The organism is Pseudomonas sp. BIC9C, assembly GCF_034541995.1.
GTDB classification, from domain to species: domain Bacteria; phylum Pseudomonadota; class Gammaproteobacteria; order Pseudomonadales; family Pseudomonadaceae; genus Aquipseudomonas; species Aquipseudomonas fluorescens_CC.
Genome location: NZ_JAWDGM010000002.1, coordinates 401,635 through 423,346, shown reverse-complemented (window position 1 = coordinate 423,346; position 21,712 = coordinate 401,635). Strand labels below are relative to the sequence as shown.

The window sequence follows — 21,712 nt, the reverse complement described above, 5'->3', positions numbered from 1 at the left end:
AATGCTCGGACATTCTGCTGGAGCCGGCCCTTGAAAGCCCTCGACGAACTGACCTTCGATAATCGCTACGACCGCCTGGGCGACGCGTTTTCCGCCCATGTGCTGCCCGAGCCCATCGACAATCCGCGCCTGGTGGTGGCCAGCCCCGCCGCCATGGCGCTGCTGGACCTCGACCCGGCCGTGGCCGAAACCCCGGAGTTCGCCGAACTGTTCAGCGGCCACAAGCTCTGGGCCGACGCGATCCCGAGGGCGATGGTCTATTCCGGGCATCAGTTCGGTTCCTACAACCCGCAACTGGGCGACGGTCGTGGCCTGCTGCTGGGCGAGGTGTACAACGAGGCCGGCGAGCACTGGGACCTGCACCTCAAGGGCGCCGGCCAGACGCCGTTTTCACGCATGGGCGATGGCCGGGCGGTACTGCGTTCGTCGATCCGCGAATTCCTCGCTTCCGAAGCCCTGAACGCCCTGAACATCCCGACCACCCGCGCCCTGTGCGTGATCGGCTCGGACACCCCGGTATGGCGCGAAAAACAGGAGCGCGCGGCCATGGTCCTGCGTCTGGCGCCGAGCCATGTGCGCTTCGGCCACTTCGAATATTTCTACTACACCAAGCGCCCCGAGCAGCAGAAAGTACTGGGTGATCACGTACTGGCCATGCACTTCCCGGAGTGCCTGGAGCAACCGGAACCGTACCTGGCGATGTTTCGCGAAGTGGTCGAGCGCAATGCCGAACTGATCGCCAAGTGGCAGGCCTATGGCTTCTGCCACGGGGTGATGAACACCGACAACATGTCGATCCTCGGCATCACCTTCGATTTCGGCCCGTTCGCCTTCCTCGACGACTTCGACGCCAACTTCATCTGCAATCACTCCGACGACCAGGGCCGTTACTCCTTCAGCAACCAGGTGCCGATTGGTCAGTGGAACCTCAGCGCATTGGCCCAGGCCCTGACGCCGTTCATCAGCGTCGAAGCCCTGCGCGAAACCCTCGGCCTGTACCTGCCGCTGTTCCAGGCCCATTACCTGGACCTGATGCGCCGCCGCCTCGGCCTGACCATTGCGCAGGATGATGACCAGACATTGCTGGAGAGCCTGCTGCAACTCATGCAAAACAGCGGCGTCGACTACAGCCTGTTTTTCCGTCGTCTGGGTGATGAAGCACCGGAACAGGCCATCGCCCGCTTGCGTGATGACTTCGTCGACCTCAAGGGCTTTGATGCCTGGGGCGAGCGCTATATCGCCCGGGTGGCTCGTGAAGGCGCACTTGATCAAGAGCGGCGCCGCCAACGAATGCACGCCGTCAACCCGCTGTACATCCTGCGCAACTACCTGGCACAAAAAGCCATCACTGCGGCAGAAAGCGGCGACTACTCGGAAGTCCGCCGACTGCACGCGGTGTTGAGCAATCCGTTCGAGGATCAACCAGGGATGGAAAGCTATGCAGAGAGGCCGCCGGAATGGGGCAAGCATCTGGAGATCAGTTGTTCATCGTGAGGCACTGCACAATTGAAAACCTGGAGATACGACTCCAGATAGGGATCATTCGCTTTCGACTGGACGACTTGTCATGACCGACCCACTCCACATCCCCTGCCCCCACTGCAACGGCCTCAACCGCATTCCCGCCGAGCGCCTCAACGATCACCCCAAATGCGGACGCTGCAAGGCCGAAGTCCTGCTGAACAAACCGTTTGAATTGAAGCAAGGCGACTACGCCAGCCAGATCAAGGGTGATCTGCCGCTGCTGGTGGACGTATGGGCGGACTGGTGTGGGCCGTGCAAGTCGTTTGCACCGGTGTTCGAGCAGGCGGCCGGGCAACTGGAGGGCAAGTGCCGACTGGCCAAACTGGACAGCGAGGCGAACCAGCAGTTGTCGGCGCAATTGGGGATTCGCTCGATTCCGAGCCTGATCCTGTTCAAGAACGGCCGGGAAGTCGCCCGGCAGAGCGGGGCCTTCCCGTTACCGCAGCTGATGAGCTGGTTGCGTAGCCAGGGGATCTGAAGCAACACGGAACCCTGTGGGAGCGGGCTTGCTCGCGAAGGCGGGCTGACATTCAAAAGAGATGTCGCCTGATACACCGCTTTCGCGAGCAAGCCCGCTCCCACAGGGGTTCTGTGTTATCAGCCAGAATCAGGCGTTTTCCAGCAGGTTGTGCAACTCGACAAACTGCTGGGTCAGCTTGTGCCGCGGGTCGAGATGGATCAGCGGTGTATTGGCCTGGTGGGATTCGCGCATGCGGACCGAGCTGGCCAAGTACACCGGCAACACCGGCAGGCCTTCGGCGATCAGTTCGTCGAGCATTTGCTGGGGCAGGCTGGCACGGGCCTGGAACTGGTTGACGACGATGCCTTCGACTTCCAGGCCTTCGTTATGGTCTTCCTTCAACTCTTCGATTTCCGCCATCAGGCCATACAGGGCCTGGCGCGAAAAACTGTCACAATCGAAGGGAATCAACACACGATCGGCGGCAATCAACGCTGAAACTGCATAGAAATTCAGCGCTGGCGGGGTATCGAGGTAAATCCGGTCGTAGTCTTCACTCAGCTCTTCAAGCAACTTACGCAGCTTGTTGATCTTGTGCTTGGCTTCAAGCTTTGGCTGCAAGTCCGCCAGCTCGGCGGTGGCGGTAATGACATGGAGGTTATCGAACGGGGTTTCGTAGATGTCGACCTGATTCTTCTTGGAGAAGGGCCCGGAAGACAGCGTCTGCTTGAAGAAATCGGCGATGCCCATCGGGATGTCGTCGCCGGTAAGCCCCGTCAGGTACTGAGTGGAGTTGGCCTGGGCATCGAGGTCCACCAGCAAGGTGCGAAAACCCTCACTGGCACTGACCGCCGCCAGATTGCAGGCAATGCTGGATTTGCCAACGCCACCTTTCTGATTGAACACCACGCGCCGCATGTCAAAACCTCCGTGTATCAAAGAATGACCGAGTGTAGTGGTCCGCCGCGTTGCTTCGCTACCTTCTCGGTAAAGGGACTACACAGTCAGTTGCCTTCTCTTGCATGAAAAGTCCTGAACGGCCCGATAGTTCGGCGCAGGAACCGACAGACGGGGCAATGATTTTGTGAATAATTGCCAATCGTTCAATTTTTGCGAGCCCGCCGCTTCATCTTGCTGAGCAAAATGTAACCAGCATTTGCTACACGTTCCCGGCACCGGGATAATGCGCACCACTCGGCGCCAAACGCCACGCAGGGTGAGTCTCGGCTCTTGGCCACTCCCCGCGTCAAGTAAGCCCGTGAGGGTGGGATGAATGTCTGTGATCAACTTCAACATCGCCCAATGGCGTGCCTGGGCCCCGGGGCTTGATAGCGTGGACGACTGGCAGGCCTGGAGCCGACAACCGGTCGTGCTGCCGCACAGCGATGCCGTTCCAGACGTTTCCTTTCTGCCGGCCATGCAGCGCCGTCGGCTCAGCCGCCTGGCGCGGATGGCCTTCAGTGTCGGCTGGCCATTGGCCGAAGGCCGGCAGGATCTGCCATTGGTCTTTGTTTCCCGTCACGGCGAAACGCCCCGCACCGTCGACATCCTCAGTGACCTGGCCGCCGACCAGCCGCTGTCACCGACCCAGTTCAGCTTGTCCGTGCACAACGCGATTATTGGCTTGTGGTCGATCATGCGGGGTGAAACCAGCGAAATGACGGCCCTGGCTGCCGCAGGCGATGGCCTGGAACACGGCATGCTGGAAGCTGCCGCACTGCTGGCTGAAGGCGCTCGCGCGGTACTGCTGGTGGTCACCGAAGAGCAGCCGCCCGAGGCTTACTCGACCTGGATCGACGACGTGCCGTTCCCTTATGCCGTCGGCCTGCTGATCACACCGGGTACCGACTGGCAGTTGTCCTTGAACAGCGCCCCGGATGCGTTGTCCAACCCCCGCTGGCCACACGCACTTAATCTGTTGCGTATGCTGCTCGGCCAGCAAACCACCTGCCAACATGCCTGGAAAAATCGTGTATGGACCTGGCAACGCAACCCGTGACCGAGAAAAACCGCGACGCCTATTACTGGCGCTTGCTGGCCACCGCCGCGAGCTTTGCCCTGTTCGGGGTGGGCGGGCTGTGCCTGCGCCTGGTGATTTTCCCTTTGCTGAACTGTCTGCCGGGCGACGCCCGGACCCATCGGCTGCGGGCCCGGCAAACGGTCAGCCGCTGTTTCTGGATCTTTGTGCGTTTCATGGCCCGTACCGGGGTGCTGACCTACAACATTGAAGGTGCGGAAAAACTCGGTCGTCCAGGGCAAATGATCGTTGCCAATCACCCATCGCTGATCGACGTGGTGTTTCTGATCGGCCTGGTGCGCCACGCCAACTGCGTGGTCAAGCAAAGCCTTTGGGAAAACCCTTTCACCCGCGGACCGCTACGCTGCACCGAATACATTAGCAACGACGGCAGCATGGACATGCTCGACGCGGCTGCCGACGCGCTGAAAGACGGCCAGACCCTGATCATTTTCCCCGAAGGAACGCGCACCCGCCCCGGCCAGGCACCGGCCTTTCATCGGGGCGGCGCGGCAATCGCCGTGCGTGGTGCGAAAATCCTCACCCCGGTCATTATCAAGGTCAACCCGACCACATTGACCAAGGCCGAGCCCTGGTATCGCATCCCCAAGCGGCGTGTGCACTTCAGTTTCCGGGTTGGGGCCGATATAGACCCACAGACTTTCGCCAAGCAGGGGCCGCCTCCGCAAGCCTCGCGCAAGCTCAACGATTATTTGCATTCTTACTTCATCAAGGAGCTCGCCGAAGATGAGCGATCTGAACACCCCTAGCCTGGTGCTGGAAATCAAAGAGCTGATCATCGAAGCCCTGGGGCTCGAAGACATCAGCGCCGAAGACATCGGCAACGAACAGACGCTGTTCGGCGAGGGCTTGGGCCTGGATTCGGTGGACGCCCTGGAACTGGGCCTGGCCATCCAGAAAAAGTACGGCATCAAGATCGACGCCGACGCCAAAGACACACGTAACCACTTCAGTAACGTGGCGAGCCTTGCGGCGTTCGTCACCGCAAAACAGGCAGCTTGAGACCGGACCATGCAAACTCGTGACGACATTTTCAACACCCTGCGCGATGCCCTGGTCGAGCTGTTCGAACTGGACCCCCAGCGTGTGAGCCTGGATTCCAACCTGTATCAAGACCTGGAAATCGACAGCATCGACGCGGTCGACCTGATTGATCACATCAAACGTCAGACCGGCAAGAAAATCGCCGCCGAAGAGTTCAAATCGGTGCGTACCGTCAGTGACGTGGTCGAGGCGGTCTACCGCCTGGTTCAACCGGCCGCATGAGTCGACTGATTGGCCTCGGCCTGCTGCTGGCAGGCCTCTTGTATCCCTTTGCGGTGTATTTCGGCATGGAGCATTTCGCCCCCTGGCAGTTCGGCCTGCTGCTGGGTGGACTGTGGCTGGCCCGGGCGCTGACCGGCAAACGACGGCCTGGCAGCCTGTGGATGGCGATGGTGGCCATGGTGTTCTGCCTGTTGCTGGCACTGTTCGACAGCCCGGTGCTGTTGCGCTGGTATCCGGTGCTGATCAGCGCTTTCATGCTGGTGCTGTTCGGCTCGAGCCTGACATTCGGCCCGCCGATCGTTGAGCGCCTGGCCCGGGTACGCGAGCCGCAATTGCCGGCCGAGGGCATTCGCTATACCCGTCAGGTGACCATCGCCTGGAGCGTTTTTTTTCTATGCAACGGTTTGTGTGCCGCCGCCCTGACCCTTTGGGCGCCGCTGAGCTGGTGGACGTTGTACACCGGCCTGATTTCCTACGGATTGATAGGCCTGATGTTTGCCATTGAATGGCTGATACGAATAAGGGTACGAGGCCACCCATGAATTGGATAAAACTTGAGCACCTGCTGCTCAAGGCCCAGCCGGACCGCGCCGTAACGACCGGCCCGGCGCTGGATCACGCCCGACTGTGCGAACAGGCACTGCGCCTGGCTGCCGGCCTGCAAGCCCGGGGCGTACGGCAGATAGCCGTACACCTTGAGGATGCGGCCGACCTGGCGATCGCATTGCTTGGCGCCTGGCGTGCCGGGGTCAGCGTGCTGCTGCCGTCTGACCTGCAACCGCAGACCCGCCAACGCTGGTCAGGCGAAGTTGATCTGTGGCTGAGCGATCAGCCCGACGATGCACACCTGAGCGACTTTCGTCATCCGCCGCTGAGTGCGGCGGCGCTGGACCTCGATCACTGCCAACTCAGCCTGTGCACATCAGGCTCCAGTGGCGAACCCAAGCGCATCGAAAAACACCTGCGCCAACTGGCCAATGAAGTAGAAGCCCTGGAACAGCTGTGGGGCTCTGGCCTGGGCCCGGCATGCATCATTGGCAGCGTCGCCACCCAGCACATCTACGGTTTGTTGTTTCGGGTGCTGTGGCCGCTGTGCGCCGGGCGCCCGTTCGTACGTCGGCAATTGGCCTTTCCGGAAGACCTGCAACGCGCCAGCCGCGAGTACCCGGCCTTCGCCTGGGTGGCCAGCCCGGCGCTGCTCAAACGCATGGGCGACAACCTCGACTGGCCGGCCTTGAGCGCCGTGCGCCGGGTGTTTTCCTCCGGCGGCGCATTGCCAGTCGAGGCCGCAAAGAGCCTGCATGAGCGTCTGGGGCAATGGCCAACAGAGATTTTCGGCAGTTCGGAAACCGGTGGCATCGCCTGGCGCCAGGGCGCTGAACTCTGGCGGCCCTTTGCCGATGTCACGCTGACTCAAGACAGCGATGGGGCGCTGTTGATCGCCTCACCCTACTTGCCTGGCGGCCATGTCGAACAGACTGCCGACTCAGCGCGCATCGCGGCCGATGGTCGCTTCGAACTGCTCGGGCGACTGGACCGGATCGTCAAACTGGAAGAAAAACGCATCTCGCTGCCGATGCTGGAACAGGCGCTGATGGCCCATGAATGGGTGGTCGAAGCGCGGCTCGGCGTCGTTCAGGAAAACCGCGCCTCCCTGGGGGCGTTGCTGGTGCTGAGCGAGGCCGGTTTGCATGTTCTGCGCAATCAGGGCCGACGCAGCCTCACCGAGCCATTGCGCCAATACCTGAACCAACACTGCGAAGCCCTGGCCCTGCCAAGACGCTGGCGCCTGCTGCGACAACTGCCGCTGAACGCCCAGGGCAAACTGCCCCAGGCCGACGTCGACGCCCTGCTGTCGGCGCCACGCCCAAAAGCCCCAGAGGTGCTGGAGCAAGTCGAAAGCAATGGCGAGTGGAGCCTGCAACTGGCCGTGCCACCGGACCTGGCCTATTTCAGCGGTCATTTCCCCAAGGCGCCGGTATTGCCTGGCGTGGTGCAGGTGGAGTGGGCGTTGAGCCTGGGCCAGCAACTGATGAACCTGCCGAAAAAATTCGCCGGCATGGAAGTCTTGAAGTTCCAGCAACTGGTGCGCCCTGGCGATGAAATCCAGCTGCACCTGCGCTTCGACCCGGCGCGCGGCAAATTGTATTTTGCCTATCGCAACGAAACCGCTACGTGTTCCAGTGGGCGGATCTTGTTGGAGGCGGCGCATGCATAAGCTGAGTGAGTGCTGCGCACTCAATCGCGAGCAGGCTCGCTCCCACACTGGATTTGTGAACGACACAGCCCCCCTGTGGGAGCGGGCTTGCTCGCGAAACAGACACCTCGGTCTTTCAGGTGCACACCAACATGCATAGCCCCTGCGCCGTCGTCCCCGTGTACAACCACGAAAGCGCCATCACCACGGTGGTCGATGCCCTGATCGCCAGCAACCTGCCGTGCATTCTGGTGGACGATGCCAGCAGCCCGCGCTGCGCCCGGGTGCTGGATCGCCTGGCCCAGCGTGAAATGGTTTACCTGATCCGACTCGCCGAAAACCAGGGCAAGGGTGGCGCGGTCATGACCGGCATGCGCGAAGCGTCGCGCCTGGGTTTCAGCCATGCCTTGCAGGTGGATGCCGATGGCCAGCATGATTTGCAGGACATCACACGCTTCATCGAACAATCACGCCGCCACCCGCAGGCGGTGATTTGCGGTTATCCGCAATATGACGCCAGCGTACCGAAAGGCCGTCTGTATGCACGCTACCTGACTCACGTCATGGTCTGGATCAACACCCTGTCGTTGCAGATTCGCGACTCCATGTGCGGTTTCCGGGTTTACCCGTTGCCACCGGTTCTGGCGTTGATCGAGTCAGCGAAAATCGGCAAGCGCATGGACTTCGACTCGGACATCCTGGTGCGCCTGGCCTGGCGCAATCAGCCGATGCAATGGCTGCAAACCAGAGTCCATTACCCGCTGGACGGCGTTTCACATTTTCGTATGTTCCACGACAACGTCCTGATTTCCAGCATGCATACGCGACTGTTCTTCGGCATGTTGCTGCGTGCACCGGTGATCCTCTGGCGACGGTGGCGGGCATGAGTGCAGACAAGCAACACTGGGCCGACCGCGAGGAGCGCGGCAGTTTCTGGCTGATGAAGCTCACCGCATTCGGCGCCAAGGTGCTGGGCCGTCGGCTGTTGAGCCCGCTGTTGTATGGCATCGTTCTGTACTTTTTCCTGTTCGGCCGCAGCGCCCGCCAAAGTGCCTGGCAATACCAGCAACGCCTGGCCGACTGGAGCGGTCGCAGTGAGCTGCGCCCGAGCCACTGGCGTGTGTTCGGCCAGTTCATGGCCTTCGCCGACTCCATGCTCGACAAACTCGATGTCTGGAACGGCAGGCTGAGCATCGAACACATCGAAATCGTCGACCCGGCGCTGCTGCGCGACCAGTTGCGCGGTGCCCGCGGGCAGATGCTGGTGGGCGCGCACCTGGGCAATCTGGAAGTCTGCCGCGCACTGGCGGAGCTCGGCGAGAAAGTCACGATGAACGTGCTGGTACACACCAAGCACGCCGAACAGTTCAACCGTTTGCTGGGTGAAGCCGGGGCAACCAATTTGCGCCTGATTCAGGTCAGCGAACTTGATCCCGGGATCATGCTGCAACTGAGTGAACGCCTGGAGCGTGGCGAATGGCTGGCGATTGCCGGCGACCGCGTGCCGCTGCATGGCGGGCGCAGCGTGACCGTGAACTTCCTCGGTCATCCGGCCAGGTTCCCCCAGGGTCCCTGGCTGCTGGCCGGCCTGCTGAAATGCCCGATCAACCTGCTGCTTTGCCTGAAAAAACCCGACGGCGACTATCGACTGACCATAGAACCGTTCGCGGAGGCAATCACCTGGAAGCGCAGCGACCGCGAGCAGGTCATTCATCAGTGGGCCTCCCGTTACGCCGAGCGCCTGAGTCACTATTGCCTCGAAGCGCCCCGCCAATGGTTCAACTTTTACCCTTTCTGGAAGACCGATGACGACGCCAACGCTTGAGCCGGTAACCTTCGGCGAACTCCCTTTGCGCATCGAGGACGTGCTGGCCCTGGCCAACCGTCAGGTGCCTACGCAGTTGCAGGGCGATCCCGAGTTCCGTCGACGCATCGCCAAGGGTGCGCAGTTCCTCGATTCCCTGCTGGACAAGGAAGGCGTGATCTATGGCGTGACCACCGGTTATGGTGATTCCTGTGTGGTCGCGGTCCCGCTGCATCACGTCGAGGCGCTGCCCCGTCATCTGTTCACCTTCCACGGCTGCGGGCTGGGCAAACTGCTCGACGCCCAGGCCACCCGTGCGGTATTGGCCGCGCGTTTGCAGTCACTGTGCCAAGGTGTTTCCGGGGTGCGCGTGGAACTGCTGGAGCGCCTGCAGGCGTTCCTTGAGCACGACATCCTGCCGCTGATCCCGGAAGAAGGTTCGGTGGGTGCCAGCGGTGATCTGACGCCGCTTTCGTACGTTGCCGCCACGCTGTCCGGCGAACGCGAAGTGATGTTCCGCGGCGAACGCCGGCAGGCTGCCGAGGTGCACCGCGAACTCGGCTGGCAGCCACTGGTGTTGCGTCCGAAAGAAGCCCTGGCATTGATGAACGGCACCGCCGTGATGACCGGTCTGGCGTGCCTGGCTTACGCCCGCGCCGATTACCTGCTGCAACTGGCCACGCGCATCACCGCGCTCAATGTCGTTGCCCTGCAAGGCAACCCGGAGCACTTCGACGAGCGCCTTTTCGCCGCCAAGCCACATCCGGGGCAGATGCAGGTCGCCGCGTGGTTGCGCAAGGACCTGGCCATCGACGCCCCGACCGCACCCTTGCATCGCCTGCAAGACCGTTATTCCCTGCGCTGCGCCCCCCATGTGCTGGGCGTGCTGGCCGACAGCCTGAATTGGCTGCGCTCGTTCATCGAGATCGAGCTCAACAGCGCCAACGACAACCCGATCATCGACGCCGAAGCCGAGCGCGTGCTGCACGGCGGGCATTTCTACGGCGGGCACATTGCCTTCGCCATGGACAGCCTGAAAAACCTCGTGGCCAACGTCGCCGACCTGCTGGATCGGCAACTCGCTCTGCTGGTGGATGAGCGCTACAACCATGGTTTGCCGAGCAACCTGTCCGGCGCCACGGCAGACCGCGCCATGCTCAACCATGGTTTCAAGGCGGTACAGATCGGCACCAGTGCCTGGACCGCCGAAGCGCTGAAGAACACCATGCCGGCCAGCGTCTTTTCGCGCTCCACCGAATGCCACAACCAGGACAAAGTGAGCATGGGCACCATCGCTGCCCGGGATGCGATCCGTGTGCTGGAACTCACCGAACAGGTGGCGGCTGCCACGTTGCTGGCGGCCAATCAGGGTGTCTGGCTGCGCGGCCAGGCCGAAGACGCACGACCACTGCCACCCGCGTTGGCCGCCATGCACGAAGCGCTGGCCAGGGATTTCCCGCCGGTCATCGAAGACCGCGCGCTGGAAGGCGAATTGCGCCTGTGCCTGCAACGCATCGCCGAACAACACTGGAGGCTGCATGCGTAGCAAGGGATTCCTGCACACCGACACGGAAATCGTCGTACCGTTCTTTGACGTCGACAGCATGCACGTGGTCTGGCACGGCCATTACGTCAAATACCTGGAAGTCGCCCGCTGTGCGCTGCTGGACAAGATCGGCCACAACTACACCGCGATGAACGAGTCAGGTTATGCGTGGCCGGTGATCGACCTGCAATTGCGCTACGTGCGCGGCGCGGTGTTCGGCCAGAAACTGAACGTGCGCGCCAACCTGGTGGAGTGGGAGAACCGTTTGAAGATCAACTACCTGATCAGCGATCTGCAAACCGGCGAACGCTTGACCCGGGCCATGTCGATACAGGTCGCCGTCGACCTCGCCAGCCGCGAGATGCAACTGGCCTCGCCCAAGGTCTTCACCGACGCCGTAGAGAGAGCTCTGCGATGATTTTCTGCCCCTCCCGCTTCCCTGTAGGAGCGAGCTTGCTCGCGATGGTCGTTAACGATGACTCTGGGCACCTGACAGTCCGCGGCGCCCTCAGGTTTTTCGCGAGCAAGCTCGCTCCTACAGTGTTCTGCGTGCTACTGGGCATTCCTGGACTGGCCCATGCCTTCGATCTGCAACAACTCAGCGATCAACTGGCCAGGCCCGAAGTTATCCACGGCAATTTCATTCAGGAAAAACACCTGCGTGCCCTGCCCCAGCCGCTGATCAGCAAGGGCACGTTCGTCCTGGCAAAAAACCACGGCCTGTTGTGGCTGTTGAAAACGCCATTGCAACAGGACTATCGCATCACTGCCAAAGGCATTGCCCGGCGTGACGACAGTGTTTGGCAAATGCTGCCGGGCAAAAGCGCCGGTGCCGAGCAGAACCGTTTGTTCCTGGCCGTGCTGCAAGGCGACAGCAGTGGCCTGCAACGGGATTTCGAGCTGTCCCTGAGCGGCGACGCGCAGAACTGGAAGCTCACGCTGGTGCCGCGCTCGATGCTGCTCAAGCAGGTGTTCAACCAGATCAACATTGCCGGTGCAGAACTGGTACACAGCATCGAACTGCTCGAAACCCAGGGCGACAGCACGTTGTTGCGCATGCAGGACAGCACCGGCACCCAACCGTTGAGCGACGCGGAGCAACATGACTTTGCCGAGTGAACGGTTACTGCCACGGCTGTTTCTGATCCTGTTGCTGGCAGTGCTCGCGCTCGCCGGTTGGCAATGGCGTGACGGCGCGCCGCTGTCGGCCAATCTGATGGAACTGGTACCCGGCACGGCGCCCGATGCCCTGGAACTGCGCGCCGAACAACGCATGCAAGAACCACTGAATCGCGAAATGCTGGTGCTGGTCGGCCACACCGATCGCCAGCGGGCCGTTGCCATGGCGCAAACCCTCGGCGAGCAATGGCAGGCCAGCGGATTGTTCGAAAAGGTCCAGTGGACCCTGCAAGCCGACTTGCCGGCGTTGCGCACGCAATTGCTGCAAGGTCGCCTGGCGATGCTCTCGGCGGCGGACCGACAACTGCTGGTCGAGCACCCTGATCTCTTTGTCCAGCAACGGGTGCAGGCCTTGTTCGACCCGTTCAACGGTTACAGCCTGGTGCCGAGCCAGGACGATTGGCTGGGCCTGACCGGGCGCATCCAGAACAGCCAGCCGCAACGCGGTTCGGTGCAACTGGACATCGGCAGCGGCGCCTTGATTGCCGAAGCCGATGGCAAGAGCTGGGTGCTGCTGCGCGCGCGCACCACCGGCAACGCCTTCGACATGAACCTGCCGTTGCAAGTGGCCGACGTGCTCAAGCAGAGCCGCGAAGAAGCCGCACGGCACGACGTGCAACTGCTCGCCGCCAGCGGCTTGCTGTACGCAGCCAACGGGCAACAGCAGGCCAGCCGGGAGATGACCTGGGTCGGTGGCGGTGCCACCATCGGGATTCTGTTGTTGCTGCTGCTGGCTTTTCGGCGCTGGCGCGTCTTGCTGGCGTTCGTGCCGGTGCTGGTGGGCATGCTCTTCGGTGCGGTGGCCTGCGTGGCGTCGTTCGGCCATATGCACGTGATGACGCTGGTGCTGGGTTCGAGCCTGATCGGTGTGGCGGTCGATTACCCGCTGCACTACCTGTCCAAGAGCTGGAGCCTGAAACCCTGGCACAGCTGGCCTGCCCTGCGCCTGACCCTGCCCGGGTTGACCCTGAGCCTGATCACCAGCGGTATCGGTTACTTGGCCTTGGCCTGGACACCCTTCCCGGCGCTGACCCAGATCGCCGTGTTCTCTGCCGCCGGCTTGCTCGGCGCCTATTTGTCTGCGGTGTGCCTGCTGCCGGCCTTGCTCAAGGGCGTGGAACTGCGCCCGGCACAGTGGCCATTGCGCGTTTGCGAGCTTTTGCTGGGCTGTCGCGAAGCGCTGCTCAGACAGACGAAAACACCGGTCCTGCTGGCGCTGCTGATCGCCTTTTGCGTGGGCGGCCTGTTACAGCTGAACAGCAAAAACGACATCCGCCAGTGGATCGGCGCCCCTCAACAATTGACCGACGAAGCCCGGACCATTGCACGAATCACCGGCTATCAACCCACCAGCCAGTTCTTCCTGATACGCGCCGCCAATCAGCAGCAACTGCTCGAACGCCAGAACGCGCTGCGCGAGCGACTGGATCAATTGATTGGCCTGGAAAAGCTCCAGGGTTATCTGTCGCTCAATCAACTGGTCAGCCCGCCGAACGAACAGCAGCAGGTGCGCGAAGCGTTGAACAAACTGCCGTCGTTCTGGCAACCGTTGCTCGACATCGGCATACCGGGTGAGGCGCTGCAAGCCGAGCTGACGAAGTTACAGGCATTGCCGGCCGTGGACATCGACGCGGCGCTCACCGGCCCGTTGGCAGAACCCTACCGGGCCCTGTGGCTGGGGCCGACCGATGACGGCGTGGCGGCGATGGTCAGTCTGCAAGGCATCAACAACCCGGCCCTGCTGCGGCTCCAGGGTGAGGATCTGCCCGGCGTGACACTGGTGGATCGACTGGGTGAATTGAATAACGTCTTCGCGGCCACCCAAATCAGTGCCGCAGAACTGAAACTCGCCTCCTGCGTGCTGATCGTGTTGGTGCTGATCCTGCCCTTCGGCCTCGGCGGTGCGCTGCGTATCGTGTCCCTGCCGCTGCTGGCGGCGTTGTGCAGCCTGGCCAGCCTCGGTTGGCTGGGGCAGCCGTTGACCCTGTTCAGCCTGTTCGGCCTGCTGCTGGTAACGGCGATCAGCGTCGATTACGCGATCCTGATGCGCGAACAGGTCGGCGGCGCGGCCGTGAGCCTGCTGGGCGCCCTGCTGGCGGCGTTGACCACCTGGCTGTCGTTCGGCCTGCTGGCGGTGTCGAGCACCCCGGCGGTGAGCAACTTCGGACTGTCGGTGAGCCTGGGCCTGATCTTCAGTTTCCTGCTCGCGCCATGGGCCGGTCGACAGGTGCATGAGCCCACGGCCGTCGAGCGTGTAACGTGATAGTCGTGCTGTTCTGGGCGATGGCGCTGGCGTTGTTCGCGGTGGCGACCCGTGTCGGCCGGCATTTCGGTTTGATTCCCATCGTCAGCCAGTTGTTGCTGGCGACCCTCGGCTTGCCGCTGTTGATGTATTTCTGGGTCGAGCCCCACTGGCAGTTGAGCGGTGCGCAACTGGTGTCGCCGGGCTGGCTGAAGAACCTCTACAGCCTGAGCTTTGCCCTGTTGCTGGGCTACATCCTCAGCGATGTGATCGACCTGCAACTGGATCGTCAAAGCCTGAAAATCGCCCTGCCCAGCTTTTGCATCCCGTTTGCCTGTGGCCTGGCCACGGCCGTCTGGGGGTTGCCGCCGCAACCGTGGATCAGCTCGCTGGCCGTCGGCCTGTTGTTCGCCATCACCGCGATTCCGGTGTTGTACCTGTACCTGCGGCACATCGATTACCCACCCGCCGCCACCCGGCGTCTGGTGCAAACCGCGATCCTCATCGACCTCGCCTGCTGGACCCTGTTCGGCATTGCCCAGGGCAGCCTGCACCTGAGCAGTCTGTTGCTGCCACTGGCCGGCGCGTGCCTGCCAGTGCTGCTGCGGCTGCTGGGTCTGCGCCAGACGTGGCTTTACAGCCTGAGTTTTTTCGCCCTGCTGGTCGTCGCCGAACACTACAAGCTCAATGCGCTGATTTTCGGCATCGGTTATGTGTTGATCATGGCCGCACTGAAGGCGCCGCTGGTGCTGCCGTTGCCGGCCGTGTGGATGAGCCGTTTGCAGACGTACATCGCCATCCCGTTGATCCTCACGTTCGGCATCGTGCAGATCAACGTGCACAGCGCGATGGACAGCCTCGGCTGGATGCAATTGGCGGCCCTGCTGCTGTTGCCGATGCTGAGCAAACTGTTGGGCAACTGGCTTGGCCTCGGCTGGGCCGGGGCCTCGTTCAAGGGCGCCAGTCGCTGGCGAGAAAGTGTGCTACTGAACATCCGTGGCTTGAGTGAGATCGTTTTTCTCAACCTGCTGCTGCAACAGCAACTCATCAGCCCGCCGCTGTACTTTGCTCTGATGCTGATGGGCCTGATCGCCACGCTGCTGCCGGCCCTGACCGGCATGCACCGAATCCCCCTGAAAACCGCAGTCCCGGCAAGGAGCCCCCATGCCAACCGTTGAAATGGAAAGTCGCCAGGTCGTGGTCATCGGCGCTGGTCCTTCCGGTGCCATCGCCGCCTCGTTGCTCAAGCGCAAGGGACACGATGTGCTGGTGATCGAACGTCAGCATTTTCCACGGTTTTCCATCGGTGAAAGCCTGTTGGCCCATTGCCTGGATTTCGTCGAAGAAGCGGGCATGCTCGATGCCGTCAACGCGGCCGGCTTCCAGCTGAAAACCGGTGCCGCGTTTGCCTGGGGCGAACGTTACAGCGCGTTCGATTTCGGCGAGACGTTCAGCCACGGCAAATCCACGACATTTCAGGTCCAGCGCGCCGACTTCGATAAGCTGCTGGCTGATCAGGCCACGCTGCAAGGCGTGGAGATCCGCTATGGCGAAACCATCGTCAGCGTCGACATTGATCCGGAAAAACCGCAGCTCGGCGTGCGCCGCGAAGACGGCAGCGAGTACCGCATCGAGGCTGGTTTCCTGCTCGATGCGAGTGGTTACGGCCGCGTGCTGCCGCGCTTGCTCGACCTTGAGGCGCCGTCGAACTTCCCGGTGCGCCGAGCCGTGTTCACCCATGTCGAAGACCGTATCGACCACCCGGCCTTCGACCGCAGCAAGATCCTCGTGACCACTCATCCGACCCAGCGCGACGTGTGGTTCTGGACCATCCCGTTCAGCAACGGGCGTTGCTCGGTCGGTGTGGTCGCTGCAGAGGAACGTTTCGCCGGCCGCAGCGACAACCTGGACGAGTGCCTGCGCGGCTTTATCGCCGAGACGCCAAGCCTGGCCGGCGTGTTGCAAAATGCGCAGTGGGACACCGAGGCCCGAACCATCGGCGGTTACTCGGCCAACGTCAAAACCCTGCACGGTCCGGGTTTCGCGCTGTTGGGCAATGCCGCGGAGTTCCTCGACCCGGTGTTTTCCTCCGGCGTGACGATCGCCATGCGTTCGGCGAGCATGGCCGCCGGAGTATTGCACCGCCAGCTGCAAGGCGAAGCCGTCGACTGGCAAACCGAGTTCGCCGAACCGCTCAAACGCGGCGTCGACACGTTCCGTTGCTATGTCGAAGGCTGGTACGCCGGAACCTTCCAGGATGTGATTTTCCATGAGAGCAGTTCGCCGGAAATCCGCGGGATGATCAGTTCCATTCTTGCCGGATATGCCTGGGACCCACGCAACCCGTTCGTCAGCGAAGCCCGGCGCCGGTTGAAGGTGATATCGGATTTCTGTGCAAGGGATGGGTCATGAACGACTTGAGCGACACTTACGTCGAAGAAACCCGTTTCGGCTTGTGGTTCCTGCGCAGCCGGATCTGGCAACACTATGTGCTGCGGGCGGCAATCAACGATTTGCGCAACCTGTTCAGCGAAGCGCTACCTGTCAGCCCGGTGCTGCTGGATGCCGGTTGTGGCCAGGGCAAGTCATTCCCGCTGCTGCGCCAGGCCTTTGCGCCCTCACGCCTGATCGGCATCGATGCCGACCCGCAGAGCCTGACCCAGAGCGCCGAAGAAGCGGCCCGCCTGGGCATGGACGTGGAGTTGATCGGCAGTGACTGCGCCAGCCTCAAGCTGCCGGACGCCAGTATCGACCTACTGTTCTGTCACCAGACTTTCCATCATCTGGTGGAGCAGGAACAGACACTGGCCGAGTTCTACCGTGTGCTCAAACCCGGCGGTTATCTGCTGTTCGCCGAATCCACCGAGGCTTACATTGATACCTGGGTGATCCGCTGGTTGTTCCGCCACCCCATGCACGTGCAGAAAAGCGCTGCACAGTATCTGCAAATGATTCGTCGGCAGGGTTTCGAATTTACCGCGCAAAACGTGTCTTATCCGTACCTGTGGTGGAGTCGCGCCAAGGATTTCGGCCTGCTTGAATGGTTGGGCGTGTGCAAGCCAAAACCCTTTGGCCAACGGGAAGAAACCCTGGTCAATGTGGTGGCGCGCAAGCCTTTTGAAGGAACTGTGTGATGTTGATTACCTATCGCTCGAAGCACCAAACCTGTGGGAGCGGGCTTGCTCGCGAAAGCGGTGGGTCAGCCGACATCCATGTTGGATGCACTACCGTCTTCGCGAGCAAGCCCGCTCCCACAGGGGTAGCCGGTGTGTTGCGATTGTTGTTAGTCGCCGCGGCCCTGCTGCTGAGCGCCTGCACCAGCCGGGCGCCATTGCCAGAGAAAACCCCGGATCTGCCGTTGCCGCTGCAACTGCACATCCAGCGCTTGCAGGACGACAAGCGCCAGGACTGGGTGCTGGTGATCCAGCGCGAAGAAACGGGTATTCGCTGGTCGATGATGGACCTGCTGGGCATTCCCCAGGCTCGCCAGAAACTGATCGACAAAACCTGGGAGTCCGATGGATTTTTGCCGCCCAACCCCGAAGCCAGGGAGCTGTTCGCGGCGCTGCTGTTTGCGCTGACGCCGAAGGATGAACTGGCGACCAACTATCCCGGCGCCTGGCAGCACGGCACACAACGATCCCTGCCCGAGCGCTGGGACATACGCTACGCACAACTGCAGAATTTTGAATTGAAGTTTCCGAACGGTCCGACCTATCAAGTCACGCCCCTGAGCGGTGAAACGCCATGACGGCTTACCTCAATGCCCTCGGATTGGTCTGCGCGTTGGGCCGCGACAGGCCGGAGGTTGCCCGCAACCTGTTTGCCGGCGACTGTGGCGGCATGCGCGAACAAACCGGGTGGGTGCCGCAACGCACGCTGCCGGTCGCAGCGGTCATGGGCAAACTGGCAACCCTTCCAGCCGACATGTCGCACCATCACAGTCGCAACAATCAGTTGTTGCTGGAAGCCACGCTGCAAATCCGCCCGGACATCGACAGCGCGATCCAGACTTACGGCCGCGATCGCATCGGTGTCGTGCTGGGCACCAGCACCTCGGGTATCGACGAGGCCAGCCAGGGCCTGGCGCATTACCTGCGCGAAAAGCAGTTCCCTGCCGAGTACGACTATCAGCAACAGGAACTCGGGGCGCCGGCAAACTTCCTCGCCGAGTGGCTGCAATTGAGCGGCCCGGCCTATGTCATTTCCACGGCTTGCACCTCCAGTGCGCGAGCCCTGATGAGCGCCCAGCGCCTGTTGGACCTGGGCATTTGCGACGCGGTGCTGTGTGGCGGTGTCGACACCCTGTGCAAGCTGACCCTCAACGGTTTCTCGGCGCTGGAAGCGGTCTCGGCACAGCGTTGCAATCCGTTTTCGGTGAACCGCAATGGCATCAACATTGGCGAAGCGGCAGTGCTGTTCCTGATGACCAAGCGTGCAGGCGACAACCAGCCGATTGCCTTGCTCGGCAGCGGTGCCAGTTCCGATGCGCATCACATTTCCGCTCCGGAGCCCTCGGGTCGTGGCGCCCTGCAGGCCATGCGCAAGGCCTTGGGCCGCGCCAAGCTGCAACCGGAGCAGATCGCTTATCTGAACCTGCACGGCACTGCCACCCCACACAACGACGCCATGGAAAGTCTGGCCGTGGCAACGCTGTTCCCGGCCGGTGTGCCCTGTTCGTCGAGCAAACCCATGACCGGCCACACCCTCGGCGCAGCCGGGGCGCTGGAAGCGGCGTTCTGCTGGTTGAGCCTGAGCCCGGACAATCGCGAGCATGCCCTGCCACCGCACGTCTGGGACGGGCAGCCCGACCCCGAACTGCCGCCGCTGCAATGGGTGACCCCGGCCACTCGCCTGACGTCCATTGCACCCCGCTACCTGATGAGCAACTCCTTTGCCTTCGGTGGCAACAACGTCAGCCTGATTATCGGAGACGCTCCATGATTGACTGGCCGCTCGCCGAACTGCTGCCCCACGCTGGCGACATGATCCTTATCGATCAGATCCTGGCGTTCGATGAAGAGCAGATTCACACCCGCCTGACCGTCAAGCCCGATGGCCTGTTCAGTCTCCCCGACGGCAGCCTGCCGGCCTGGGTCGGCATCGAACTGATGGCCCAGAGCGTGGCCGCCTTTGCCGGCTGCCAAGCGCGTCAGCGCGGGGATGCGGTGGAATTGGGCTTCCTGCTCGGCAGCCGCAAATTCGAATGCAACGTTGAAAGCTTCCCGGCCGGCACCGAGTTGACCATCCACGGCATCCGCTCCCTGGAAGACGATAACGGCATGGGCGTGTTCGAGTGCCACATCAACGCTCATGGGATCCACGCCACCGCCCGTCTGAACGTATATCGCCCACCCCAGGCCGCTCAATATCTCCATGAACCCGAAGGAGTCCAGTCATGACTGAATCCGTACTGGTCACCGGTTCCAGCCGTGGCATCGGCCGCGCGATTGCCTTGCGTCTGGCCCAGGCCGGGCACGATATCGTGTTGCATTGCCGCAGTGGCTCGGCTGACGCCGAAGCCGTAAGGTCGAAATCGAGGCCTTGGGCCGTCGTGCGCGCATCCTGCAGTTCGACGTGGCCGACCGCGCCCGTTGCAAGGAAATTCTCGAAGCAGACGTGGAAGCCCACGGCGCCTATTACGGCGTGGTGCTCAATGCCGGCCTGACCCGCGACGGTGCGTTTCCGGCCTTGAGCGAGGAAGACTGGGATGTGGTGATGCGCACCAATCTCGACGGTTTCTACAACGTGCTGCACCCGGTGATGATGCCGATGATTCGTCGTCGCGCCGCCGGGCGGATTGTCTGCATCACCTCGGTATCCGGACTGATCGGCAACCGTGGCCAGGTCAACTACAGCGCCTCCAAGGCCGGGTTGATCGGCGCGGCCAAGGCATTGGCGATCGAACTGGGCAAGCGCAAAATCACTGTTAACTGTGTCGCACCCGGTCTGATCGACACAGCCATGCTCGACGAAAACGTGCCGGTGGAAGAACTGATGAAAATGATCCCCGCACAACGCATGGGCACCCCTGAAGAGGTGGCCGGCGCGGTGAATTTCCTGATGTCGGCGGAAGCCTCGTACATCACCCGGCAGGTACTGGCCGTCAACGGAGGCCTGTGCTGATGAAGCGCGTCGTCGTCACCGGCATGGCCGGCATCACCTCACTGGGCAGCGATTGGGAGACCATCGCCGGCAACTTCGCGGCCAACCGTAGCGGCATCCGCCGGATGGACGAGTGGGATCGTTTCACCGAACTCAACACGCGCCTGGCTGGCCCCATCGATGACTTCAAGGTGCCCAGCCACTGGACCCGCAAGCAACTGCGCAGCATGGGCCGGGTCTCGCGGCTGGCTGTGGGCGCTGCCGAGCAAGCGCTGGCCGACGCCGGCCTGTTGGGCGACGAGTCGATCAAGGACGGGCGCATGGGCGTGGCCTGCGGTTCCTCGACCGGCAGCACCGACGAGATCAAGGCGTTCGGCAACATGCTGCTCAACTCGGTGGCCGAAGGCCTGAATGCCAACTCCTACGTGCGGATGATGCCGCACACTACCGCCGCGAACATCAGCATCTTCTTCGGCCTCACCGGACGCCTGATCCCCACCTCCAGCGCCTGCACCAGTGGCAGCCAGGGCATCGGCTATGCCTATGAAGCCATCAAGTTCGGGCGTTTGCCGCTGATGCTCGCCGGCGGCGCCGAAGAACTGTGCCCGACCGAAGCCATGGTCTTCGACGCGCTCTACGCCACCAGCCTGAAAAACGACACCCCGCAACGCAGCCCGCGCCCTTACGACACTGCACGCGATGGCCTGGTGATCGGCGAAGGCGGCGGTATGCTGGTGCTCGAAGAACTGGAACACGCCCTGGCCCGTGGCGCACGCATCCATGCCGAGATCGTCGGTTTCGGCAGCAACGCCGACGGCCAGCACACCACCCGTCCCGAACAAATCACCATGCGCCGGGCCATGGAACTGGCCCTGGAAGACGCCGGGCTGAAACCTTCGGACATCGGCTACGTCAACGGCCACGGCACCGCCACCGAACAGGGCGACATCGCCGAAACCCTGGCCACCAGCAGCCTGTTCGGCGAACACATGCCGATAAGCTCGCAGAAAAGCTTCCTCGGCCACACCCTCGGCGCCTGCGGTGCGCTGGAATCCTGGTTCAGCATCGAAATGCTCAACCGCGACCTCTACGCGCACACCTTCAACCTCGAGGAAGTCGACCCGCACTGCGGCAAACTCGACTACCTGCGCGGCGAGTTTCGGCAGATGAGCAACCGGTACGTGATGAACAACAACTTTGCGTTTGGCGGGGTGAATACGTCGCTGATTTTCAAGCGCTGGCTGTAGGAGCGAGCTTGCTCCGGGCGGCGTTCCGACGATGGACGTCAACGATAACGCGTGCTGTCTGAATGAACGCGTTGCCCGGACGTTTTTCGCGAGCAAGCTCGCTC

22 protein-coding genes and 1 pseudogene are annotated in these 21,712 nt (G+C 62.1%); 22 read left to right on the top strand and 1 reads right to left on the bottom strand.

Going from position 1 to position 21,712, the window contains the following annotated elements:
- Positions 1-30 precede the first annotated feature (30 nt).
- Positions 31-1,494, top strand: coding sequence for a protein adenylyltransferase SelO (gene selO / locus RS887_RS11955; RefSeq protein WP_322615547.1), 1,464 nt, complete (start codon positions 31-33; stop codon positions 1,492-1,494).
- Between the two features lie 73 nt (positions 1,495-1,567).
- Positions 1,568-2,002, top strand: coding sequence for a thioredoxin TrxC (trxC, locus tag RS887_RS11950; protein ID WP_111284148.1), 435 nt, complete (start codon positions 1,568-1,570; stop codon positions 2,000-2,002).
- Between the two features lie 129 nt (positions 2,003-2,131).
- Here the strand turns inward: trxC and RS887_RS11945 are convergent, their stop codons facing one another.
- Positions 2,132-2,902 carry a ParA family protein gene (locus RS887_RS11945; RefSeq protein ID WP_322615546.1) on the bottom strand — a complete coding sequence of 257 codons (771 nt, stop codon included), beginning with the start codon at positions 2,900-2,902 and terminating at the stop codon, positions 2,132-2,134.
- Between the two features lie 355 nt (positions 2,903-3,257).
- On the opposite strand from RS887_RS11945, the gene RS887_RS11940 reads away from it, so the two are divergent.
- From RS887_RS11940 to RS887_RS11845, 20 genes and pseudogenes are all read left to right on the top strand, one after another.
- Positions 3,258-3,983, top strand: a complete 726-nt coding sequence (locus RS887_RS11940; protein ID WP_322615545.1) for a beta-ketoacyl synthase chain length factor — start codon at positions 3,258-3,260, stop codon at positions 3,981-3,983.
- Entirely contained in the window at positions 3,959-4,771 is an 813-nt protein-coding gene (locus RS887_RS11935; RefSeq protein ID WP_322615544.1) for a lysophospholipid acyltransferase family protein, read from the top strand. The genes RS887_RS11940 and RS887_RS11935 overlap by 25 nt, the downstream gene beginning before the upstream one ends.
- Positions 4,749-5,024, top strand: coding sequence for a phosphopantetheine-binding protein (locus tag RS887_RS11930; RefSeq protein ID WP_322615543.1), 276 nt, complete (start codon positions 4,749-4,751; stop codon positions 5,022-5,024). Before RS887_RS11935 ends, RS887_RS11930 begins: the two co-directional genes overlap by 23 nt.
- A gap of 9 nt (positions 5,025-5,033) precedes the next feature.
- Complete coding sequence (locus RS887_RS11925) at positions 5,034-5,288, top strand: acyl carrier protein (RefSeq protein WP_008016985.1); 255 nt, start codon at positions 5,034-5,036, stop codon at positions 5,286-5,288.
- Complete coding sequence (locus tag RS887_RS11920) at positions 5,285-5,830, top strand: hypothetical protein (RefSeq protein ID WP_322615542.1); 546 nt, start codon at positions 5,285-5,287, stop codon at positions 5,828-5,830. The genes RS887_RS11925 and RS887_RS11920 overlap by 4 nt, the downstream gene beginning before the upstream one ends.
- Positions 5,827-7,506 (top strand): AMP-binding protein, encoded by a 1,680-nt coding sequence (locus RS887_RS11915; RefSeq protein ID WP_322615541.1) that lies wholly within the window; start codon positions 5,827-5,829, stop codon positions 7,504-7,506. Before RS887_RS11920 ends, RS887_RS11915 begins: the two co-directional genes overlap by 4 nt.
- A 131-nt stretch (positions 7,507-7,637) precedes the next feature.
- Complete coding sequence (locus tag RS887_RS11910; RefSeq protein WP_322615540.1) at positions 7,638-8,372, top strand: glycosyltransferase family 2 protein; 735 nt, start codon at positions 7,638-7,640, stop codon at positions 8,370-8,372.
- Positions 8,369-9,310 carry a glycosyl transferase gene (locus RS887_RS11905; RefSeq protein ID WP_322615539.1) on the top strand — a complete coding sequence of 314 codons (942 nt, stop codon included), beginning with the start codon at positions 8,369-8,371 and terminating at the stop codon, positions 9,308-9,310. The genes RS887_RS11910 and RS887_RS11905 overlap by 4 nt, the downstream gene beginning before the upstream one ends.
- Complete coding sequence (locus RS887_RS11900) at positions 9,291-10,835, top strand: aromatic amino acid ammonia-lyase (RefSeq protein ID WP_322615538.1); 1,545 nt, start codon at positions 9,291-9,293, stop codon at positions 10,833-10,835. The genes RS887_RS11905 and RS887_RS11900 overlap by 20 nt, the downstream gene beginning before the upstream one ends.
- The gene (locus RS887_RS11895) at positions 10,828-11,253 is read left to right on the top strand and encodes an acyl-CoA thioesterase (protein WP_322615537.1); all 426 of its coding nucleotides are present in this window, start codon (positions 10,828-10,830) and stop codon (positions 11,251-11,253) included. Before RS887_RS11900 ends, RS887_RS11895 begins: the two co-directional genes overlap by 8 nt.
- Positions 11,250-11,954 carry an outer membrane lipoprotein carrier protein LolA gene (locus RS887_RS11890; protein WP_322615536.1) on the top strand — a complete coding sequence of 235 codons (705 nt, stop codon included), beginning with the start codon at positions 11,250-11,252 and terminating at the stop codon, positions 11,952-11,954. Before RS887_RS11895 ends, RS887_RS11890 begins: the two co-directional genes overlap by 4 nt.
- Entirely contained in the window at positions 11,938-14,277 is a 2,340-nt protein-coding gene (locus tag RS887_RS11885; RefSeq protein ID WP_322615535.1) for an MMPL family transporter, read from the top strand. Before RS887_RS11890 ends, RS887_RS11885 begins: the two co-directional genes overlap by 17 nt.
- Entirely contained in the window at positions 14,274-15,434 is a 1,161-nt protein-coding gene (locus RS887_RS11880; protein ID WP_322615534.1) for a sodium:proton antiporter, read from the top strand. The genes RS887_RS11885 and RS887_RS11880 overlap by 4 nt, the downstream gene beginning before the upstream one ends.
- Positions 15,421-16,668 carry an NAD(P)/FAD-dependent oxidoreductase gene (locus RS887_RS11875; protein WP_322615533.1) on the top strand — a complete coding sequence of 416 codons (1,248 nt, stop codon included), beginning with the start codon at positions 15,421-15,423 and terminating at the stop codon, positions 16,666-16,668. Before RS887_RS11880 ends, RS887_RS11875 begins: the two co-directional genes overlap by 14 nt.
- Positions 16,665-17,390: a class I SAM-dependent methyltransferase gene (locus RS887_RS11870; RefSeq protein ID WP_322615532.1), complete on the top strand. Its 726-nt coding sequence runs from the start codon at positions 16,665-16,667 to the stop codon at positions 17,388-17,390. Before RS887_RS11875 ends, RS887_RS11870 begins: the two co-directional genes overlap by 4 nt.
- Complete coding sequence (locus RS887_RS11865) at positions 17,390-18,007, top strand: hypothetical protein (RefSeq protein ID WP_322615531.1); 618 nt, start codon at positions 17,390-17,392, stop codon at positions 18,005-18,007. Before RS887_RS11870 ends, RS887_RS11865 begins: the two co-directional genes overlap by 1 nt.
- Positions 18,004-19,200, top strand: coding sequence for a beta-ketoacyl-[acyl-carrier-protein] synthase family protein (locus RS887_RS11860; RefSeq protein WP_322615530.1), 1,197 nt, complete (start codon positions 18,004-18,006; stop codon positions 19,198-19,200). The genes RS887_RS11865 and RS887_RS11860 overlap by 4 nt, the downstream gene beginning before the upstream one ends.
- Positions 19,197-19,658 (top strand): hotdog family protein, encoded by a 462-nt coding sequence (locus tag RS887_RS11855; RefSeq protein WP_322615529.1) that lies wholly within the window; start codon positions 19,197-19,199, stop codon positions 19,656-19,658. Before RS887_RS11860 ends, RS887_RS11855 begins: the two co-directional genes overlap by 4 nt.
- Positions 19,655-20,382 (top strand): annotated as a pseudogene (gene fabG, locus RS887_RS11850) (3-oxoacyl-ACP reductase FabG). Before RS887_RS11855 ends, fabG begins: the two are co-directional and overlap by 4 nt.
- Positions 20,382-21,608 carry a beta-ketoacyl-ACP synthase gene (locus RS887_RS11845; protein WP_322615528.1) on the top strand — a complete coding sequence of 409 codons (1,227 nt, stop codon included), beginning with the start codon at positions 20,382-20,384 and terminating at the stop codon, positions 21,606-21,608. Before fabG ends, RS887_RS11845 begins: the two are co-directional and overlap by 1 nt.
- The last annotated feature ends 104 nt before the right edge of the window (positions 21,609-21,712 follow it).

What these genes read in the sequence shown, in the direction of transcription:
- trxC (WP_111284148.1), top strand. Translation starts at nt 1,568, where the DNA reads ATGACCGACCCACTCCACATCCCCTGCCCCCACTGCAACGGCCTCAAC.
- RS887_RS11945 (WP_322615546.1), bottom strand. Translation starts at nt 2,902, where the DNA reads ATGCGGCGCGTGGTGTTCAATCAGAAAGGTGGCGTTGGCAAATCCAGC.
- RS887_RS11940 (WP_322615545.1), top strand. Translation starts at nt 3,258, where the DNA reads ATGTCTGTGATCAACTTCAACATCGCCCAATGGCGTGCCTGGGCCCCG.
- RS887_RS11935 (WP_322615544.1), top strand. Translation starts at nt 3,959, where the DNA reads ATGGACCTGGCAACGCAACCCGTGACCGAGAAAAACCGCGACGCCTAT.
- RS887_RS11930 (WP_322615543.1), top strand. Translation starts at nt 4,749, where the DNA reads ATGAGCGATCTGAACACCCCTAGCCTGGTGCTGGAAATCAAAGAGCTG.
- RS887_RS11925 (WP_008016985.1), top strand. Translation starts at nt 5,034, where the DNA reads ATGCAAACTCGTGACGACATTTTCAACACCCTGCGCGATGCCCTGGTC.
- RS887_RS11920 (WP_322615542.1), top strand. Translation starts at nt 5,285, where the DNA reads ATGAGTCGACTGATTGGCCTCGGCCTGCTGCTGGCAGGCCTCTTGTAT.
- RS887_RS11915 (WP_322615541.1), top strand. Translation starts at nt 5,827, where the DNA reads ATGAATTGGATAAAACTTGAGCACCTGCTGCTCAAGGCCCAGCCGGAC.
- RS887_RS11910 (WP_322615540.1), top strand. Translation starts at nt 7,638, where the DNA reads ATGCATAGCCCCTGCGCCGTCGTCCCCGTGTACAACCACGAAAGCGCC.
- RS887_RS11905 (WP_322615539.1), top strand. Translation starts at nt 8,369, where the DNA reads ATGAGTGCAGACAAGCAACACTGGGCCGACCGCGAGGAGCGCGGCAGT.
- RS887_RS11900 (WP_322615538.1), top strand. Translation starts at nt 9,291, where the DNA reads ATGACGACGCCAACGCTTGAGCCGGTAACCTTCGGCGAACTCCCTTTG.
- RS887_RS11895 (WP_322615537.1), top strand. Translation starts at nt 10,828, where the DNA reads ATGCGTAGCAAGGGATTCCTGCACACCGACACGGAAATCGTCGTACCG.
- RS887_RS11890 (WP_322615536.1), top strand. Translation starts at nt 11,250, where the DNA reads ATGATTTTCTGCCCCTCCCGCTTCCCTGTAGGAGCGAGCTTGCTCGCG.
- RS887_RS11885 (WP_322615535.1), top strand. Translation starts at nt 11,938, where the DNA reads ATGACTTTGCCGAGTGAACGGTTACTGCCACGGCTGTTTCTGATCCTG.
- RS887_RS11875 (WP_322615533.1), top strand. Translation starts at nt 15,421, where the DNA reads ATGCCAACCGTTGAAATGGAAAGTCGCCAGGTCGTGGTCATCGGCGCT.
- RS887_RS11870 (WP_322615532.1), top strand. Translation starts at nt 16,665, where the DNA reads ATGAACGACTTGAGCGACACTTACGTCGAAGAAACCCGTTTCGGCTTG.
- RS887_RS11865 (WP_322615531.1), top strand. Translation starts at nt 17,390, where the DNA reads ATGTTGATTACCTATCGCTCGAAGCACCAAACCTGTGGGAGCGGGCTT.
- RS887_RS11860 (WP_322615530.1), top strand. Translation starts at nt 18,004, where the DNA reads ATGACGGCTTACCTCAATGCCCTCGGATTGGTCTGCGCGTTGGGCCGC.
- RS887_RS11855 (WP_322615529.1), top strand. Translation starts at nt 19,197, where the DNA reads ATGATTGACTGGCCGCTCGCCGAACTGCTGCCCCACGCTGGCGACATG.
- RS887_RS11845 (WP_322615528.1), top strand. Translation starts at nt 20,382, where the DNA reads ATGAAGCGCGTCGTCGTCACCGGCATGGCCGGCATCACCTCACTGGGC.